This is a genomic window from Sphingomonas sp. PP-CE-1A-559 (genome assembly GCF_004340965.1).
Lineage (GTDB): Bacteria > Pseudomonadota > Alphaproteobacteria > Sphingomonadales > Sphingomonadaceae > Sphingomonas.
Window position 1 is genome coordinate 671794 of sequence record NZ_SLYA01000003.1, and the last position, 18605, is coordinate 690398.

Annotated in this window: 15 protein-coding genes; 8 read left to right on the plus strand and 7 right to left on the minus strand. The window is 65.5% G+C overall.

Annotated elements, in window-relative coordinates; genetic code table 11:
- Window positions 1–17: 17 nt before the first annotated feature.
- From C8J42_RS13505 to C8J42_RS13520, 4 genes are read left to right on the plus strand one after another with little or no spacing between them, the layout of a single operon-like run.
- A complete protein-coding gene (locus C8J42_RS13505) occupies window positions 18–1307 on the plus strand; it encodes a thiamine pyrophosphate-dependent enzyme (protein ID WP_056490339.1) in 1290 nt (429 codons plus the stop codon).
- Between the two features lie 56 nt (window positions 1308–1363).
- A complete protein-coding gene (locus C8J42_RS13510) occupies window positions 1364–2371 on the plus strand; it encodes an alpha-ketoacid dehydrogenase subunit beta (protein ID WP_056053047.1) in 1008 nt (335 codons plus the stop codon).
- A complete protein-coding gene (locus tag C8J42_RS13515; RefSeq protein ID WP_133020425.1) occupies window positions 2371–3771 on the plus strand; it encodes a dihydrolipoamide acetyltransferase family protein in 1401 nt (466 codons plus the stop codon). Before C8J42_RS13510 ends, C8J42_RS13515 begins: the two co-directional genes overlap by 1 nt.
- Window positions 3772–3777: 6 nt before the next feature.
- A complete protein-coding gene (locus tag C8J42_RS13520; RefSeq protein WP_165895497.1) occupies window positions 3778–4002 on the plus strand; it encodes a polymer-forming cytoskeletal protein in 225 nt (74 codons plus the stop codon).
- Between the two features lie 119 nt (window positions 4003–4121).
- Here the strand turns inward: C8J42_RS13520 and C8J42_RS13525 are convergent, their stop codons facing one another.
- From C8J42_RS13525 to C8J42_RS13540, 4 genes are all read right to left on the minus strand, one after another.
- Window positions 4122–4898 carry an SDR family oxidoreductase gene (locus tag C8J42_RS13525; RefSeq protein ID WP_207897126.1) on the minus strand — a complete coding sequence of 259 codons (777 nt, stop codon included), beginning with the start codon at window positions 4896–4898 and terminating at the stop codon, window positions 4122–4124.
- Window positions 4899–5042: 144 nt separating this feature from the next.
- Window positions 5043–6239, minus strand: a complete 1197-nt coding sequence (locus C8J42_RS13530) for a thiolase family protein (protein ID WP_133020427.1) — start codon at window positions 6237–6239, stop codon at window positions 5043–5045.
- A 65-nt stretch (window positions 6240–6304) separates the two neighbouring features.
- Window positions 6305–7753 (minus strand): glucoamylase family protein, encoded by a 1449-nt coding sequence (locus tag C8J42_RS13535; protein WP_133020428.1) that lies wholly within the window; start codon window positions 7751–7753, stop codon window positions 6305–6307.
- A 76-nt stretch (window positions 7754–7829) separates the two neighbouring features.
- On the minus strand, window positions 7830–10775 hold the full coding sequence (locus C8J42_RS13540) for a carboxypeptidase regulatory-like domain-containing protein (protein WP_243644382.1): 2946 nt from the start codon (window positions 10773–10775) through the stop codon (window positions 7830–7832).
- Window positions 10776–11103: 328 nt separating this feature from the next.
- Between C8J42_RS13540 and C8J42_RS13545 the strand changes: the two genes are divergently transcribed.
- Window positions 11104–11895, plus strand: a complete 792-nt coding sequence (locus C8J42_RS13545; protein ID WP_133020429.1) for an enoyl-CoA hydratase/isomerase family protein — start codon at window positions 11104–11106, stop codon at window positions 11893–11895.
- A 77-nt stretch (window positions 11896–11972) separates the two neighbouring features.
- Here the strand turns inward: C8J42_RS13545 and gorA are convergent, their stop codons facing one another.
- The 3 genes from gorA to pgi all read right to left on the minus strand — a co-directional run bounded on the left by gorA (window position 11973) and on the right by pgi (window position 15462).
- The gene (gorA, locus tag C8J42_RS13550) at window positions 11973–13346 is read right to left on the minus strand and encodes a glutathione-disulfide reductase (RefSeq protein WP_243644384.1); all 1374 of its coding nucleotides are present in this window, start codon (window positions 13344–13346) and stop codon (window positions 11973–11975) included.
- Between the two features lie 109 nt (window positions 13347–13455).
- Complete coding sequence (locus C8J42_RS13555) at window positions 13456–13833, minus strand: DUF4174 domain-containing protein (protein WP_133020431.1); 378 nt, start codon at window positions 13831–13833, stop codon at window positions 13456–13458.
- 138 nt (window positions 13834–13971) lie between these two features.
- Window positions 13972–15462, minus strand: coding sequence for a glucose-6-phosphate isomerase (gene pgi / locus C8J42_RS13560; RefSeq protein WP_133020432.1), 1491 nt, complete (start codon window positions 15460–15462; stop codon window positions 13972–13974).
- A 125-nt stretch (window positions 15463–15587) separates the two neighbouring features.
- On the opposite strand from pgi, the gene lepB reads away from it, so the two are divergent.
- From lepB to era, 3 genes are all read left to right on the plus strand, one after another.
- Complete coding sequence (lepB, locus tag C8J42_RS13565; protein ID WP_133020500.1) at window positions 15588–16409, plus strand: signal peptidase I; 822 nt, start codon at window positions 15588–15590, stop codon at window positions 16407–16409.
- Window positions 16406–17068 carry a ribonuclease III gene (gene rnc, locus C8J42_RS13570; protein ID WP_056065532.1) on the plus strand — a complete coding sequence of 221 codons (663 nt, stop codon included), beginning with the start codon at window positions 16406–16408 and terminating at the stop codon, window positions 17066–17068. Before lepB ends, rnc begins: the two co-directional genes overlap by 4 nt.
- A gap of 279 nt (window positions 17069–17347) precedes the next feature.
- Complete coding sequence (gene era, locus C8J42_RS13575) at window positions 17348–18271, plus strand: GTPase Era (RefSeq protein WP_243644385.1); 924 nt, start codon at window positions 17348–17350, stop codon at window positions 18269–18271.
- The last annotated feature ends 334 nt before the right edge of the window (window positions 18272–18605 follow it).

Consider the following 18605-nt stretch of genomic DNA (forward strand, 5'->3'; position numbering starts at 1 on the left):
ATGGAGATGGAATGACGATGGCAAGCGAGCATCCGCGCGCCAATTTGCAGCCACTTACGCTGCATATCCCCGAGCCGAAGTTCCGCCCCGGCGACGCGGTGGACTTTGCCGAAGTCGACGTGCCGCCCGCCGGCGAAGCGCGCCGCCCCGACACCGCGGACAAGGCGTCCGACTTCATCGATCTCGCCTATACGCTGGTCCGCGTGCTCGACGACGACGGCAACGCTGTCGGCCCCTGGGATCCCAAGCTTTCGCCCGACGTGATGCGCCGCATGCTGCGCAGCATGGCGCTGCTCCGCGCGTTCGACGAGCGCATGTTCCGTGCCCAGCGTCAGGGCAAGACCAGCTTCTACATGAAGGCGCTCGGCGAGGAGGCGGTCGCAGTCGCGGCGGCCTACGCACTCGATTACGAGGACATGTGCTTCCCCTCGTACCGCCAGCAGGGGCTGCTGATCGCACGGGGCTGGAGCCTCGTCGACATGATGAACCAGATCTATTCGAACACGGCCGATAGGCTCGGCGGCAAGCAGTTGCCGATCATGTACTCGGTCAAGGAAGCCGGGTTCTTCTCGATCTCGGGCAACCTCACGACGCAGTATCCGCAAGCGGTCGGCTGGGCGATGGCGTCCGCCGCCAAGGGCGACACGCGGATCGCCGCGACATGGTGCGGTGAAGGCTCCACTGCCGAGGGCGACTTCCACTCCGCCTGCACCTTCGCCGCGGTCTACCGCGCGCCGGTGATCTTCAACGTCGTCAACAACCAGTGGGCGATCTCGAGCTTCTCCGGGTTCGCCGGCGCGGAGGCGACGACGTTCGCGGCGCGCGCGGTCGGCTACGGCATCGCCGGGCTTCGGGTCGACGGCAACGACGCGCTGGCGGTCTATGCCGCGACCGAATGGGCTGCCGAGCGCGCGCGCACCAACCAGGGGCCAACGCTGATCGAGCACTTCACCTACCGCGCCGAAGGCCATTCGACCTCCGACGATCCCGGCCAGTATCGCAGCGAAGGCGAACCCAACGCCTGGCCGCTCGGCGACCCGATCAAGCGCCTCAAGGACCATCTCATCGCGATCGGCGAATGGGACGAGGAGCGCCACGCCGCGCAGGACAAAGAACTCGCCGAGCAGGTCAAGGCTGCGCAGAAGGAAGCCGAGAAGAACGGCATCCTCGGCCACGGCCTGCATCAGCCGCTCGAATCGCTGTTCGACGGCGTGTTCGAGGAACTGCCGTGGCATCTGAAGGAGCAGCGCCAGCAGATGCTTGACGAGGAAACGGCCAGCGGCCGTCCATGGGATCGCAAGGCATGAGCGACATGATCGAGGCAACCGAGTCCGAAGCAGCGGACGCCGAACCCACAACTCGCATGAACATGATCCAGGCGATCAACTCCGCCATGGACATCATGATGGAGCGCGACCCCGACGTGATCGTCATGGGCGAGGATGTCGGTTATTTCGGCGGCGTCTTCCGCGCGACCGCCGGGCTCCAGGCCAAGCACGGCAAGACCCGCGTGTTCGACACCCCGATCACCGAATGCGGCATCATTGGCGTCGCGGTCGGCATGGGCGCGTACGGCCTGCGCCCGGTCCCCGAGATCCAGTTCGCGGATTACATCTACCCCGCGCTCGATCAGCTCGTCTCCGAAGCCGCACGCCTGCGCTACCGCTCGGCCGGCGAGTTCACCTCTCCAATCACGGTCCGCTCGCCGTTCGGCGGCGGCATCTTCGGCGGCCAGACGCACAGCCAGTCGCCCGAGGGGCTCTTCACCCACATGTCCGGCATCAAGACGGTCATTCCGTCGACGCCCTATGACGCGAAGGGCCTGCTGATCGCCGCGATCGAGGACAATGATCCGACGCTCTTCTTCGAGCCCAAGCGCATCTATAACGGCCCGTTCGACGGCTATTGGGACCGCCCGTCGCAGAACTGGTCGAAGCATCCGGCCGGCGAAGTCCCGACCGGCTATTACAAGATCGAGCTCGGCAAGGCGAAGATCGTCCGTGCGGGCGAAGCGCTCACGATCCTCGCCTACGGCACGATGGTCCATGTCTGCGCAGCCGTGGTCGCCGAAGCCGGGATCGACGCCGAGATCGTCGATCTGCGCACGCTCGTGCCGCTCGACATCGAGACGATCGAGGCGTCGGTGAAGAAGACCGGCCGCTGTATGATCGTCCACGAGGCGACTCGCACCAGTGGCTTCGGCGCGGAGCTGTCGGCGATCGTCCAGGAACGCTGTTTCTACCATCTCGAAGCGCCGATCGAGCGCGTGACCGGGTTCGACACGCCGTACCCGCACAGCCTCGAATGGGCGTATTTCCCGGGGCCGGTCCGCATCGGCGAAGCCCTGAAAAAGATCATGAAGGACGCATAATGGCCCGCTTCACCTTCAAGCTGCCGGACATCGGCGAAGGCATCTCCGAGGCCGAGATCGTGGCATGGCACGTCGCCATCGGCGACCGCGTCGAGGAGGATTCCCCGATCGCCGACATGATGACCGACAAGGCCACCGTCGAGATGGAATCGCCGGTGACGGGCGTCGTCGTCGAACTCGCGGGCGAGGTCGGCGACCAGGTGTCGATCGGCGCCGCGCTGGTGGTGATCGAAACGGACGCGGTCGATGCCGCGGACGAGGTCGTCGCTGCGCCGCTGACGTCGGCACAGGCCGAGACCGCCGAACAATACGAAGCAGAGAACCCGGGCGTAGAAGAGGTGGTTGAGACACCTCCCTCTCCCCTCCGGGGAGAGGGTCGGGGTGAGGGGCAGCCCCAGGCGGCAACGTCGGCAACTGCCCCAACCCCTCACCCCAGCCCTCTCCCCAACGGGGAGAGGGAGCAGCAAGCACGTGCTCTCCCCGCAGGGGAGAGGGAGCAGAAGGCGCAAGCCGTTCCTGCGGCTGAAGCGGAGCAGAAGGCCCACGCGCTTGCATCCCCCGCAGTCCGCGCCCGCGCGCGCGATCTCGGCATCGACCTAGCCGCGGTAAAAACCGACTCCGACCGCGTCCGCCACGCCGACCTCGACGCCTATCTCCGCTACGGCTCGGGCGAAGGCTACCACCCCCCGCACGCCAGCCGTGCCCGCGAAGACCAACCCATCAAGGTCATCGGCATGCGTCGCCGCATCGCCGAGAACATGGCCGCCTCGAAGCGCGCGATCCCGCACTTCACCTATGTCGACGAGATCGACGTCACCGCCCTCGAAGCGATGCGCGCCGACCTCAACGCCAACCGCGGCGGTCGCCCGAAGCTCACCATGCTGCCGCTGATGATCGTCGCGATCTGCAAGACGATCCCCGACTTCCCGATGCTCAATGCGCGCTATGACGACGAGGCGGGCGTGGTCACCCGCCACGGCGCCATCCACCTCGGCATGGCCGCGCAGACCGACGCCGGGCTCACCGTCCCCGTGATCCGCGACGCGCAGGACCGCAACGTCTGGCAGCTCGCCACCGAGATCACCCGCCTCGCCGAAGCCGCGCGCGCCGGCAAGCTCGCCCCCAGCGAAATGGGCGGCGGCACGATCACGGTAACCTCGCTCGGCCCGCTTGGCGGCATCGCCACCACGCCGGTCATCAACCGCCCCGAAGTCGCGATCATCGGCCCCAACAAGATCGTCGAACGCCCAATTTTCAAGGGCGATGAGGTAGTACGCGCCAAGCTCATGAACCTGTCGATCAGCTGCGACCACCGCGTCGTCGACGGCTGGGATGCGGCAAGCTTCGTCCAGGGTCTCAAGAAGTACCTCGAAACCCCCGTCCTGCTCTTCGCGGACTGAACGCACGTGAAGGGCATGCACCGCGGAGACCTGAGGATCGAGGGTAAATTCGAGGGCATGCTCGACGGCACCGCGATCGTCCCGGCCGGCGCCACCGCCGAGATCGCCGGGATGATCGACGGCACGCTGATCGTCGAACCCGGCGCAACGGTGCTGATCAGCGGCATGATCGACGGCGAGATCGTCGATCGCGGCGGTCAGATCACCATAACCGGCATGGTCACTCGCTAACCGCCGCGCCCCTACGCAGCGGAAGCGAAGAGCCCAAACAATCCTCCCCCGCCAGGGGGAGATGGCAGGCCAAGCCTGACGGAGGGGGCGGCAAGCGGAGCCGCTGTTCAGGTCGCGCCTTACCCACGAGCCTTCTGCAAGGACCCCGCAATCCGCCGCGCGAGACTCCGCGGCGTAAACCGTATCCCCTCCGCCATCGCGAAGTTCAGCGCACCGGACACCTTCACCGCCCGGTTTGCGGCCAGCGCCGCCAACCCGTCACGCACCACCGCCGCCGGATCGCTCGCCAGTCGCTCGAACAGCGCGGTATCGCCGAGCCCCGCCACATCGGCGAACTCGGTCCGCGTCGGCCCGGGGCACAGCGCCGCCACACGCACGCCCTTGCCCTTCACCTCCTCGTGCAATGCCTCGGAAAAGCTCAGCACGAACGCCTTGCTTGCATAATAGACCGCCATCCACGGCCCCGGCTGGAACGACGCGACCGAGGCGAGGTTGAGGATCCCGCCTGATCCACGCGCGATCATCTGCGGCAGCACGGCATGCGTCAGCGCCACCAGCGCACGGCAATTCAGGTCGATCATGCCCAGTTGCAGCGCACTATTAAGATCCGCGAAATCACCCCGCGCACCAAACCCGGCATTGTTGACGAGTATGTCGATCGGCAACGCGGCGGCTGCAATCGCAGCAATGAGCGTGTCCGGACCAGCCTGATCCGCAAGATCGGCGGCAAAGACATGCACCGTAACGCCGTGCGCCGCCCGCAGTTCGGTCGCCAGCGCCTCGAGCCGACCGACCCGACGCGCGGTCAGGATCAGGGCATTGCCGTCAGCCGCAAGCGCCCGCGCAAAGCCTTCGCCCAACCCCGCCGATGCGCCGGTGATCAATGCCGTCGTCATAGCCCGCATCCCCATCCGAGAAGCCACGAACCTGCGCCGCCGCCAAGGTCTTGGCAACAACCCCTCTCCCATAGGGGAGAGGGAAGGGGCCCGCGGCGTCTTCGCCGTGGGAAGGGTGAGGGCACGCCTATGTCGGCCCCCGCGTCAAACGATCTCGAACAACCCCGCAGCGCCCATGCCCCCCGCGGTGCACATAGACACGACGACATAGCGCACCCCGCGCTTGCGCCCCTCGATCAGCGCATGCCCGACCAGCCGCGACCCCGTCATCCCGAACGGATGCCCGACCGCGATCGCACCGCCGTTGACGTTGTACTTCTCCGGATCGATCCCGAGGAAATCCCGACAATACAGGCACTGCGACGCGAACGCCTCGTTCAGCTCCCACAGCCCGATATCGCCTACAGACAGCCCCGCGCGCTCCAGCAGCTTCGGGATCGCAAAGATCGGCCCGATCCCCATTTCCGCCGGGCTGCACCCCGCCGCCTGGAACCCGCGATAGATCCCCAGGATGTCCTTGCCCTCGGCCTCGGCGGTCCTGCGATCCATCAGCAGTTGCGCCGACGCGCCGTCGGAAAGTTGGCTCGCATTGCCCGCCGTCACGCTCGATCCCGGCCCCGAGAACTCGCCGCCCGGCCATACCGTCTTCAGCCCGCGCAAACCCTCCAGCGTGGTGCCCGCGCGAATGCCCTCGTCCTGCGACAGGGTGACGCTCTCGATCCCGGCATGCGCGCCCTGCTTGTCGTAGAGCGCCTTCTCGACCGTGATCGGCACGATCTCCTCGGCAAACGCCCCGTTCGTAAGCCCGGCCGCCGCACGCTGCTGGCTCATCGCGGCGTATTCGTCCTGCGCTTCACGGCTGATGCCGTATTTCTCCGCGACGATCTCCGCGGTTTCGATCATCGGGATATACGCCGCCGGCTCCTTCGCCACGACGCTCGTATTGACGAACCGCGGCGCGTCCTTCGTCACGGTGTAGCTGATCGACTCCATCCCGCCCGCCAGCGCGACATCCGCCTCGTCGCACATGATCGTCCGCGCCGCGAGCGCCACTGCGGTCAGCCCCGACCCGCACTTCCGATCGAGCGTGAACGCGGGCACCGACTCCGGCAGCCCACCCGCAAAGATCGCCATCCGCCCGGCGTTCCCGCCCTGCGTGCCCCATTGATTGCCGACGCCCCAGAACACCTCGTCGATCCGCGCCGGATCTACTCCTGCGCGCTCGACGACGGCATTCATCACGTGCCCCGCCAGCACCGGCGCTTCGGTCGCGTTGAACGCGCCGCGATACGCCTTGCCGATAGCGGTACGGGCAGTCGAGACGATGGCGGCTTCACGCATGCTGGAACCTTTCGAGTATCGGGTATGCACTCGACCTAGGCTTTCCGGCGCGACGGCGAAACCCCTTAAGGAACGCGCGCGAGCCAACCCCCGGTAAATCCGGCACGGTCCAGCCCGCGTCGGATATGCGGGTTTCGTCGCATCGTGTTCCAGACCATCCCGGTTCGCCAATTCTCGATCATCGCGACGATCGGCCCCTGGTCGATACCCAGATAGTCGACGTCGACCCAGCCCACGCCGGGCACGATCCGGCCATGCTTCAGCGGCTCGCCCATCTCGGTCAGCGTCGGGTTGAAGGCGTCGAAGAACCCGTATTTGCCGTAGATCCCCTTGCCGTATCGATCGTGCATCGCGGTGATCGTGGGGATGACGAGATCCGGCGCAAACACGATCGACCCGACCGCAGCGGTAGGCGCGAGCGTACCGTCATCACGCGCGCCGGGCCCGCGTTCGGAGTAACTGAAGAACTCCCGCGTCCGCCCGCCGATTGTCGCCTTGAAATCGCCGGGACCGTCGCACGCGGTCAGTCCCCAGATGTCGGGGCCATAGCCCGCAAACCCGCCCGCATTGGCGATCGCATAGTCGCGCTGTGCGATCGTCGCGCGCTTGCTGTTCTCGAAATAATCGATGCCCTTGGTCGCGATATACGCGTCGCGGATGCCGCGGAAATCGACCCAGACGTGGCTGTACTGGTGCACGAACATCGGCGGATAGTGGAGATGATCGCCACGCCACGACGGTTCGAATTTCGCGGTCAGCGCGCCCCACGTCGAGGGCGGCAGCGGATGCGTCGGCGAGCCCAGCGCGAGCAGATACATCAGCATCCCCTCGTTGTAGATATTCCAGTCGCTCGGGATGAAGCCGCTTTCGGGATGCCAGCCCATCGACAGGAACGGCGCACGCGGCGTGATCCACGTCCAGTCGACCGCGCCGTAGATCTGGTCGGCGAGCGCGCGGATCCGCTGTTCTTCGGGGTGATCGACGTCGAACCAGCTCTGCGCGAACAGCATCCCGCCGAGCAGCAGCGCGGTATCGATCGTCGACAGTTCCGCGCGCGCGAACCGCTGGCCCTTGGTGATGCCGAGAAAGTGGTAGAAGAATCCCTTGTACCCGCTGTTGCCGGTCGGCTCGGGGCCCATCGGTGCGATCGCGAAGAACTCCATCGTCGCCAGCGTCCGCTTGCGCGCCTGTTCCCGCGTGATCCAGCCGTTGACGACGCCGATCGGATAGGCGGTCAACGCGAACCCGACCGCGGCGATCGACGAGAAGGACGGCGTCGGCCAGCGATCGAGCGCCAGCCCGGTGACCGGGTCGGTCGTGTCCCAGAAATACAGGAACGCGCGCTCCTGCAGATTGTCGATCAGCGGGTTGGCGGACGGCGGCGGTTCGGACGGCGCCGTGCCCGTGACGCTCTCGATCGCCTTGACCAGCGGCCGCCCGACCGATGTGCATCCCGCGGTAAGCCCACCGAGCGAAATTGCCCCGGTGCCGAGAAACTGCCGTCGATCGAGCATCCGAACTCCTGATCAGGGTACCGCCGCGACCATAGAGGTCAGGCAGGCGACTGGAAGGTCGCCCGTCCTTAATGCATCAGAACCTGTAACCAACCCTGAACTGGAACCGCCGTGGCAACGTCAGCAGGTTGGTCGGCGCGTTGGTGGTGCGGTCGAAAGAATAGGCCTGCCCGACGCCGAGATACCCGGAATAGCCGCCATAGTTCTTGTTGTTGAATGCGTTGAGCAGGTCGACCGCGACGTTGATAGTATGCGTGTTGAACACCTTGATGTTGTTCTGCAGCGTCAGGTTGACCTCGCAGAACGCGAACACGCTGCCCAGGCAGTTCTTCGGCCGGTACAGCGACCGGATCACCTGCTGGTTGACGCTGGTCCCGGCCGACTGGTCCTGCAACTGGAACGCGGTGCCGGTGCCGAGCGTCGTCAACGTCGAGAACTGGAAGCCCAGCGGCAGGTCGGCGATGCCCGACAGGACGATCCGGTGGCGCTCGTCCTGGTCGGCGATCGGCCGCCAGCCATACTGGTCCGGGGTCGGCTTATCGAGGCTGAACAGGTCTCCGCCGTCCTGCTCGGCCTTCGACAGCGTATAGGCGAGATTGAAGCCCCAGCCCGACGCGACGGTATAATCCTTGTCGATCGTCACCAGCAGCGCCTTGTAGCGCGTCCGCAGGCCATCATAACCGATCAGGACGTTGCCGAAGCCGTTCGCCCGCGGGATCGTCGTGTCGCAGCATGATCTATCTGCGTTGCGCGTCGCGAACAGGTGCGTGTAGCCGTTCTGACCGCGAACGTACGAGCCGGTCACCGACGCGCGGAACACGCCGAACTTCTGACGCACGCCGAAGCTGAACTGATCGGTGGACGGCGCCTTGGCGTTGTTCTTGACCGCGAACAGGTCGGGCAGGCCGGTCTGTGCGGTAGCGCGCAAGGCCAGCAGGCCGTCGCGGGTCAGATATTGCGGATCCCACCGGACGGTCGGGTTCCCGTCGCGCGGCTGCCCATCGCGCGAGAAATTGAAGACGCCGGTCGCGTATTGTAGGCGGAATTGCTCGTCGAGCGTGTTGTTGAACACGTTGCGATCGTAATATTTGCCATAGCCGCCGAAGATCACGGTGCGCTGATCGTCGTTCACATCGTAGCTGAAGCCGATACGCGGCTGGAACATGTCCTTGCGAGTCGGGCGGTCGCTGCCGTCGGTGATGTAGTTCGCCGGGTCGAAATACTCGGTCTTGGGCAGCCCGTTCAACGTCGCGACCGCCGCTGCGGGGGTGCGATATTTGTTGTTGAACAGGTTGCTCTCGTAGTCCCAGCGCAGGCCGATGTTGATCTGTAGCTTGTCGGTAACGTCCCAATCGTCCTGGATGTACGCGCCCACCTGCGAATTGGAGGCGATGATCCGCGGGTTGCCGACACCAAGCTGCGCCTGTGCCGGGAAGCTGAAATCGAGTCCCTTGGTCGCGTCGTTCTGGAAGAAGTAGCGCGGCTGGACGAAGAAGTTCTTGGTAAAATCGTAATCCTGGAATGCGAACCGCAGGCCGCCCTTGATCGCGTGGTTCTGTAGTCCGTTATAGGTCAGGTCGTCGCGCAGGACATAGCTCTGCTGGCTGATCCGCTGCGTCGAATCCTTGCCGCCGAAGGTTATGACGCCCTGATATTCGAAGCTTGGATCGTCGGGGTTCAGCGACGACGGATTATACACCGCATCGAGATAGGTCAGGTTGGCTTCGTTGACGAAGCTGTCGCCGGTGTACGTCCATTTATAGGTATAGGTGTCGGTCTTGTTAATCTTGTTGACCGCCGCCGAATACGCGATGTTGGCGGAGCCGAAATTGGCGCCGAAGCCCGAGACGTCGGTCTCTTGGCGACGGCTGAACGACAGGTCGAACACCTGGCGCTCGTCGGGGGTGAAGGTCAGCTTGCCGAAGTAGAAATCGCCGCGATACGGGCTGACATAGGTGCCTTCATACTGGCCGAACCGGGCAAGGTTTTCCGGCGTGCGCTGGCCGACCGTCACGCTCGATGCACGGTTCTGGTCGTTGCCTTCGTACGCGCCGAAGAAGAACAGCTTGTCCTTGATGATCGGGCCGCCCAGCGAGATGCCGTATTGCTTGCGTTCGAACTTCGGCTTGCCGCGATCGGCACGCTGATCGAGGATGTTGGCCGCGGTCAGGCTGCGATCGGTATATTGGCCGAACATCTCGCCGTGGAAGTCGTTGGTGCCCGACTTGGTGATCGCCGTGACGATGGCCGACCCGGCCTGCTCGTATTCCGCCTTGTAGTTCTGCGTCAGCACGCGGAACTCCCCGACCGCGAGCTGGCCGAACGGATTGCCCCGGCTGTCGGTCTGGCCGGCGATCCCGCCGAGCGTCTGGCTCTTCAGGCTGGTACCGTCGATGAACACGTTGACTTGGCTTGCGGGCGAGGCACCGGCGACGATGCCCTTATTGGTCTCGCTGTCGTTGTAGCGAACGCCGGGGGCCAGCGCGGCGAAGGTCAGGAAGTTGCGATCGCCCTGCGGCAGGATGCGGATCTGGTTCTGGCTGACGTTTGTCGCGACTTCGGAGGTCTTCGTCTCGACCAGGCGTCCGGCGGTGACGACGATGTCGCCGCCGTCATTGGCAGCACCGCCGGTGGTCGCGTCCGTCTGCGAGGTGGACGCTGGCGCGGACGCGGTGAGGACGGCGTCGAGCGTCGCCGATTGTCCGACGCCCACCGAGATCCGTTGCACCGAGACGTCGCCGTTCGGTCCGGTGACCGTGATCGTGTAGGGCGCCGGGCGCAGGCCGTTGAGGATGTAGCTGCCGTTCGCGCTGCTCGTGGCGCGGAAGGTCTGGTTGGTGCTGGTATTGACCGCCACCACCGTGGCGCCAGCCACCGCCGCGCCCGCCGCATCACGCACCTGTCCGCGGATCGCGGCGGTCGTCGTCTGCGCGGTCGCGGTGGTCGGCAGGGCGACTGCCGATCCGAGGATCGTCGTCGTCACCAGCGCAGCGCGCAGCGCCGCGACCATCATGGTCTTCATGTCGAATAGTCCCCTGTGTTGGACGGGATCGGCAAATGGCTGGGCACAATCGGGGCCGTCCTGCCGATGGCAGTGCCGAATGCTGCTGTTCGCGACGGTCGCGACCCCATGCCCTGGACCTCTCCGGTTGCCGCTCCCGATGAAGACGGCCCCGGCGCCATGATCTTTGTCGCGCTGCCGGGATCGAGGCTCTACGCTCGCTTCTCGAACTCTGCCAATGGCTGGAAGACGTCGGGAGTGGATTCGGCGACGGTCCGTGTCATAATCGCCACAATCCATGTTTGCGGCCCATGTTAGCCGCCCATGTTCGACAGTAATGAGGCTGAAGATGACCAATGATCCCTTGGGTTTTTCCGGCGTCGACGTCACCTGCGACGGGCATGTCGCGATCGTCACGTTCGCGCGGCCACCGCACAACTTCGCCGATCTCGCGCTGATCGAGGCGGTCGGTGCTGCGTTCGCCGCTGCGGATGCCGACCGCGACGTCCGCGCGATCGTCCTGCAATCCGACGGGAAGGTGTTCTGCGCGGGCGCCGACCTCGTCAACGCCAATCCGGTCGCCGCGGACCGGACGGCGGGCGAGCGCAACCCGTTCTACGTCGCCGCCGCCAAGCTGTTCGCCGTCGAGACGCCGGTCGTCGCCGCGATCCAGGGTGCGGCGGTCGGGGCAGGGCTCGGCCTCGCGCTCGTTGCCGATTTCCGCGTGGCCTCGCCCGAGGCGAAGTTCGTCGCCAACTTCGTCCAGATCGGCTTCCACCCCGGCTTCGGTATCTCCGCGGTGCTGGAACGCGTGATCGGTCGCCAGCGCGCGCTGCTGATGAACCTGACAGGGCGGCGCATCCGGGCGGAGCAGGCGGAGGGCTGGGGTTTGGTGGACGCAGTCGTTCCGACGGACCAGTTGCGGGCGGAAGCGCTGTCGCTCGCAAGAGAGATCGCGGCAGGTGCGCCGCTCGCGGTCGGATCGACCCGAAAGACGATGCGCGGAGACCTGTTCGCGCTGGTCCAGTCACAGACCGATCACGAACTCGCCGAACAAGCCTGGCTGCAGAAGACCAACGACTTCGCCGAAGGTGTCCGCGCCGTCAGCGAACGCCGTCCGGGCAATTTTACGGGCACCTGATTGTTCCCCCGCGAAGGCGGGAGCCCAGTCTGGGCTACCGCCTTCGCGGTAGAGCAAGCTTGAAGCGGGGCCGCCCCTCACTTCATCAAGACAAGCTCTTCCGCCATCGTCGGATGCAGCGCGACGGTTGCATCGAAATCGGCCTTGGTCAGCCCAGCCTTCACCGCCACCGCAGCCGATTGCAGGATCTCCGGACAGTCCGGCCCGATCATGTGGATTCCGACGACCCGGTCGGTCTCACCATCGCAGATCATCTTGTACAGCGACCGCTCGTTACGGCCCGCCAGCACGTTCTTCATCGGCCGGAAGTCGCTCGAATACACCCTAACCGAGCCAAGTGCTTCCCGCGCCTGCGACTCGGTCATCCCGACACCCGCCATGGGCGGATGGCTGAACACTGCGGCGGGGACGTTGGCATAATCAACGCGGGTTGGCTTGCCGCCGAAGAACGTATCGGCAAATGCCTGCCCCTCGCGGATCGCGACCGGGGTCAGCTGGATGCGATTGATGACGTCGCCGACTGCGAAGATCGAGTCGCAACTCGACTTGTTGTCCTCATCGACGATCACCGCACCCGCCGCGTCCATTTCGACGCCCGCGGTTTCGAGCCCGAGGCCCTTCGTGTTGGGCAAACGGCCGGTCGCGAACATCACGAGGTCGACCACGATCGGCTCATGCCCGCTCATCTTGACCGTCAGGCATCCATCCGAGTCCTTCTCGATGCTCTCGAACGCAGCATTGAACCGGAAGTCAATGCCCTTGCTCATAGAGATCTGGAGCAGGCGATCGCGGATCGATTCGTCATAGCCGCGCAGGATGACGTCGGTGCGGTTCACGAGCGTAACGTGCGATCCGAACTGGTGGAAGATCCCGGCGAATTCGTTGGCGATATAGCCTGCGCCCGCGATCAGCACGCGCTTCGGCACGTCGTCGAGGTGGAAAACCTCGTTCGAGGTGATGCCGTGCTCGGCGCCGGGGAATTCGGGCACCAGCGGATGCGCACCGACCGCGATCAGGATCTTCGCCGCGGTCTTCGTCGTGCCGTCGGCGAGCGTGACTTCGTTAGGCCCGGAGACGACCGCGCGCTGGTGGATGATGTCGACATAGTTGTTCTGGAGCGTCGTCGTGTAGGCGCCGTTGATCCGGTCGACCTCCTCCATCACGTTGTCGCGCAGCGTCGGCCAACTGAACGCGCAATTGTCGGGCACCTGCCAGCCGAAGCGCTTTGCATCCTTCAGATCCTCGGCGAAATGCGCACCGTAGATCAGCAGCTTCTTAGGCACGCACCCGCGGATGACGCAGGTCCCGCCGACCCGGTACTCCTCGGCGACCGCAACGCGCGCTCCATGCGCAGCGGCAACCCGCGAGGCGCGCGTTCCGCCCGAGCCTGCGCCGATGACGAACAGGTCATAGTCGAATTGGGTATCGGTCGCGGATTTGGTGTCGGTCACGGGCAGTCCTTGTACGTCGCGTGCCGCTTGGGAGCGGCTTTGCATGCCATCTGGGGCAGGGGGCGCGAGGCGGCAACCCCGGCGCGGCGATCACGCTGATCGGCTCAGCCTATCGCTGGCCCGCCTTGCGCATCGGCATCGCATCGATCGTCGCCTCCAGCGCGGCGGCGGGGAAGGGCTTGGCACTACGCAGTTTCTCGCCGCCGTCCTTGCCAATGAGGATGGCGGTGAAGCTGGCGGGGAGGCGATATTTGCGGCGAAGCGCTGCGGCTGGGTCGCCCGCGCCGCGGACCGTGTCCCCGACGATTTCGACAACGGTGAGATCGCGGGCGGCGGCGCTGCTCTTCCAAGCGGCGAGGATGCTGCGTTGCTCGGTGAGTGCGGGATCTTCGGCGGTCGGGGCAGAGACGATCAACACGCGCCGCTCCCACTTCATCTGCGCGATAGTAGGAGTGGCGGCGAGCGCGACGGCGAGGATTAGCGGCATTGGGAGACAACGCCTCACCCCCTCTAGTTCTCCCGCGAAAGCGGGAGCCCAGGGTCACGAGCGCCGTGCGTGGTATCCTGGGCCCCCGCCTCCGCGGGGGAACACGTAAAGGGAGGGGGCGCGCGCCCTCCCCAAACCTCACCCAAAAGCGCGCTTGATCAGATCGTCCGTCGAAGGATCGAACGTCTGTCCGCCCTTTTCCGCCGCCTTCGCCATTTCCTTCCCCAGTTCGACTCCGAACTGGTCGAACGAATTGATCCCCAGCAGCACCCCGTTCACGAACACCCGGTGCTCATAAAACGCGATCAGCGCGCCCAGCGTCCGCGCATCCAGATCATCCAGCAGCAACGTCGAAGACGGCCGATCGCCCGAATAGCTCCGCGCTGGGTCCTCGACCTGCTTGCCGGCCATCAACGCCGCCCCTTGCGCGAACGCGTTGAGCAACAGCGCCCGGTGATGCTCCTCGGGCAGCGTGTCACCCGGCTCGATCACCGCGATGAACTCGACCGGTACGAGATGCGTGCCCTGGTGGAGCAACTGGAACACCGCATGCTGCGCCTCGGTGCCGACGCCACCCCAGGTGATCGCCGCCGAAGGGCGCCCGAGCGGCTGCCCGTCGACCGTCACCGACTTGCCGTTCGACTCCATCTCCAACTGCTGGAGATAGCTCGGCAGCAACCGCAACCGCTCGTCATACGCGAACGGCGCGCGCGTCTCGGCATGGCGGATCTGCGTGTAATACAGGTCCGCGAACGCCGCGAGGGCCGGCGCGTTCTCATGCAGCGCCGACAGCCGGAAATGCCGATCCATCTCGGCTGCACCCTCGAGCAACTCCTCGAACCGGTCCCATCCCAGCGCGATCGCCGCCGGAAAACCGATCGTCGACCACAACGAATACCGCCCACCGACGCTTTCGGCGAACGGCAGGATGCGCGTCTCGTCGACGCCCCATTCCATCGCCTTCTCGGGCGACGCGGTCAGCGCGATCACGCGGCCATACGGGTCCTCGACATTATGCTCGGTCATCCACTGCAGCACGCTTTCGGCGTTCATCAGCGTCTCGGTCGTGGTGAAGGTCTTCGACGCGACCACGAGCAACGTCGCCGCCGGATCGAATTTCGCGAACACGTCCTCCAGCGCGACGCCGTCGACATTCGCGACGATCGCCACGTCGTACCTTTTGTCGTCACGCCCCAGCGCATCGACCAGCAACTGCGGCCCCAGCGCCGACCCACCGATCCCGACATGCAGGATATGCCGCACCGGCCCGAGCGCCTCGGCCTCGATCGCGTCGATCAGCGTCCGCATCCGCTGATGGCTGGCCTGCGCGATCGCGACGCTCTCGGGCTTCCCTTCGCCGCGCTCGGCGGTGTGCTCGACCGCGCGACCCTCGGTGACGTTGACGATCTCGCCCGAGAACAGCGCCTGGCGCTTGCCCGACAGGTCCTGCGCCTTCGCCATATCCTCGAACGCGGTGACCATGTCCGTCGTCAGGTGAGTCTTCGACCAGTCGAAGTGGATCCCCGCGACGTCGAGGCTCAGTTTCGAGAGTCGCTCCGAGTCCGCTGCGAACAGGTCGGTCAGCTTGGTGGCGGGCAGGGCTTCGATCTTGGACCAGTCGGCGGTCATGCTACTTCTCCGAATAGACGTGCGCGCCGGTCATGCTGCAAGCGCGAGACCGCGACAACGCTCTTTCGGTGACAGGTATCCCGCATACGCTTGACGATAGGCGCAGGTTGAGCAAACCCGCGCGGATGGCAAATGACGTGAAGACACCCGCGCGGTCCAAGACACCCCGTTCGGAAACGAGCGAAACGTTCCGCTTCCTGCTGAAGCTGGCGGTGGTCGTGCTGATCCTCCGCAGCTTCATCTTCGCGCCGTTCAGCATCCCGTCCGAATCGATGCTGCCCCGGCTGCTGATCGGCGACTATCTCTTCGTCTCGAAGTGGAACTACGGCTATTCGCGCTGGTCGCTCCCCGCCGGCGTCCCGCTTATCCCCGGCCGTATCTTCGGCAGCACGCCGACCCGCGGCGATGTCGTCGTCTTCCGCGCGCCCGAAGTGCTCGACCACGACGTCATCAAGCGCGTCATCGGCCTCCCCGGCGAGACCGTCCAGATGCGCCAGGGCACCGTCTACCTCAACGGCAAGGCAATCCCGAAGCTCCGCATCGCCGACTTCACGATCCCGCTGACCGAGAACTTCAACGCCGAGAAATGCGGCGCGCCGTACGTCGATGTCGTCGCCAACGTCCAGATCTGCCGCTACCCCCGCTTCCGCGAAACCTTGCCCGGTGGCCGCAGCTACGAAGTCCTAGACCAGGCCGAACTCCCCGACCGCGACGACACCGGGCTCTACACCATCCCCGCCGGCCACATCTTCGTGATGGGCGACAACCGCGACGACAGTGGCGACAGCCGCTTCCCCGCGCCCCAAGGCATGGGTTACGTCCCGCTCGCAAACGTCGAGGGCAAGGCGGTCGTCAACTTCTTCTCGACCGACGGCGATGCCGAATGGCTGAAGCCGTGGACCTGGGTCAGTGCCGCGCGCTGGAGCCGTATCGGGGAAGGCTTTTGAGCGACCTCGCCGGCTGGCTGAAGACCCTCTTCGGCCGCGCACCGACCAACCTCGCCCCCTATGAGCGCGCGCTGACCCACGGCAGCCAGGCCGCCGCGAACTACGAGCGACTTGAGTTCCTCGGTGACCGCGTGCTCGGGCTGATCATCGCCGAGTGGCTCTACGAACTGTTCGCGACCGACCCCGAGGGCTCGCTGTCGAAACGCCTAAACGCGCTCGTCACCGGCCCGGTCTGCGCCGACGTTGCCCGCGAACTCGGCGTCCGCGCGCACCTCAAACTCGGCAAGCAGGCCCGCGACGACGGCGCCAGCGACAGCGACAACGTGCTCGGCGACGTGATGGAAGCGCTGATCGGCGCCTGGTACCAGGAAGCCGGCCTAGACGCCGCGCGCAAGTTCGTCCGCGGCGCCTGGGGCGATCGCGTTCAGGCCGGCGCAAAAGCCCCGCAACACCCCAAGTCCGCCCTCCAGGAATGGGCCGCCGCCCACAACCGCAAGCCCCCCGAATACACCATCGTCGAACGCACCGGCCCCGGCCACGCCCCGAAATTCACGATGCTGGTGTCAGTCGGCAAGCTAGCCGAAGCGACCGCGACCGGCTCCAGCAAACAGGAAGCCGAGACTGCCGCCGCCAAGGCGCTGCTGGAAAAGCTCGGCTGAGAAGAATGGTTCACGCGGAGACGCGGAGCCGCGGAGGCGGTGCGGTTGGAACTCCGGTCTTGCCCCAAACGCCTCCGAGATAATCGGCGGCGCATGATGGCAGACGGCACGAGCCCCATCCACACTATCTCCGCGCCTCCGCGCCTCCGCGTGAACCATTTCTCCTTCTCGAACTGCGTACGTCGCGACGAGACCAAGGCCGCAGTTTGGCGGGAATGACGCGAGGGCGTTTTGTCTGTATGACCGCCTCCGAATATCCCGATGCCGAAAAGAGCCTAAGTGACCGAACCTACCACGCCTGAAATCTCCACCCCCAAGCATTGCGGCCTAGTCGCCATCGTCGGCGCGCCGAATGCGGGCAAGTCGACGCTCGTCAACGCGCTCGTCGGCCAGAAGGTCGCGATCGTCAGCCCGAAGGCGCAGACGACTCGCGCGAAGCTGATGGGCGTTGCGATCGAGGGCGACACGCAGATCCTGCTCGTCGACACCCCCGGCATCTTCGAGCCCAAGCGCCGCTTCGACCGCGCGATGGTCGCCGCCGCCTGGGGTGGCGCGGAAGGGTCGGACATCATCGCGCTTGTGGTCGACGCGAAGGGCGGGATCGGCGGCAAGGTCACGACGATCGTCGAGTCGCTGGTCGGCCGCACCGAGCCGATCTGGCTGATCCTCAACAAGGTCGATCTCGCCGACAAGACCAAGCTGCTGATCCACGCCGAGAAACTCAACGCACTGCTCCCGTTCGCCGAGACGTTCTTCATCAGCGCCGGCACCGGCGACGGCCTCGCCCACTTCAAGACGCAGCTCGCCAAGGCGATGCCCGAAGGCCCGTGGCACTATCCCGCAGACCAGGTCTCCGACTCGACCGAACGCGCACTGGCGTCCGAAGTGACGCGCGAGCAGCTCTATCTCCAGCTCCACGCCGAACTGCCCTATGCAAGCACGATCGAGACCGAGCAGTATATCGAACGCCAGGACGGCAGCCTCGAGATCCACCAGCAGATCCTCGTCGAACGCCCCACCCAGCGCGCGATCGTGCTCGGCAAGGGCGGCGTCCGGATTAAGGAGATCGGCGCCCGCTCGCGCATCGAACTCGCCTCGATCACCGGCAAGCCCGTGCATCTCTACCTGCACGTAAAGGTCAAGCCCGGCTGGGACGAAGACCGCGAAGTCTACCGCGACATGGGTCTCGACTGGGTCGACTGACTCTCACTCAAAAGACTGTCCCCCCGCGAAGGCGGGGGCCCAGACTGGACTCCCGCCTTCGCGGGAAAACAAATCTTCCGTCGCTCACGAGGCGCGCAGAAGTCGCCAACCCACCACCACCCCGGCGAAGGCCGGGGCCCAATTGGGGGACGCCCATAACGGCGGGCAGTGCGTAGTTACTGCGACCTCTCCAATTGGACCCCGGCCTTCGCCGGGGGGGCGATGTGGCGTAGCGACCGCTTCTCTATCGCGGCCTGAGTCAACAGGCGCAGACCACTCTCCGCCGCCGCGAGTGCGCCGGTTTGAGGAATTGGTAGGCGACGAAAATACAAAT

What these genes read in the sequence shown, in the direction of transcription:
- C8J42_RS13505 (WP_056490339.1), top strand. Translation starts at nt 18, where the DNA reads ATGGCAAGCGAGCATCCGCGCGCCAATTTGCAGCCACTTACGCTGCAT.
- C8J42_RS13510 (WP_056053047.1), top strand. Translation starts at nt 1,364, where the DNA reads ATGAACATGATCCAGGCGATCAACTCCGCCATGGACATCATGATGGAG.
- C8J42_RS13515 (WP_133020425.1), top strand. Translation starts at nt 2,371, where the DNA reads ATGGCCCGCTTCACCTTCAAGCTGCCGGACATCGGCGAAGGCATCTCC.
- C8J42_RS13525 (WP_207897126.1), bottom strand. Translation starts at nt 4,898, where the DNA reads ATGACGACGGCATTGATCACCGGCGCATCGGCGGGGTTGGGCGAAGGC.
- C8J42_RS13530 (WP_133020427.1), bottom strand. Translation starts at nt 6,239, where the DNA reads ATGCGTGAAGCCGCCATCGTCTCGACTGCCCGTACCGCTATCGGCAAG.
- C8J42_RS13535 (WP_133020428.1), bottom strand. Translation starts at nt 7,753, where the DNA reads ATGCTCGATCGACGGCAGTTTCTCGGCACCGGGGCAATTTCGCTCGGT.
- C8J42_RS13540 (WP_243644382.1), bottom strand. Translation starts at nt 10,775, where the DNA reads ATGAAGACCATGATGGTCGCGGCGCTGCGCGCTGCGCTGGTGACGACG.
- C8J42_RS13545 (WP_133020429.1), top strand. Translation starts at nt 11,104, where the DNA reads ATGACCAATGATCCCTTGGGTTTTTCCGGCGTCGACGTCACCTGCGAC.
- C8J42_RS13555 (WP_133020431.1), bottom strand. Translation starts at nt 13,833, where the DNA reads ATGCCGCTAATCCTCGCCGTCGCGCTCGCCGCCACTCCTACTATCGCG.
- pgi (WP_133020432.1), bottom strand. Translation starts at nt 15,462, where the DNA reads ATGACCGCCGACTGGTCCAAGATCGAAGCCCTGCCCGCCACCAAGCTG.
- lepB (WP_133020500.1), top strand. Translation starts at nt 15,588, where the DNA reads ATGGCAAATGACGTGAAGACACCCGCGCGGTCCAAGACACCCCGTTCG.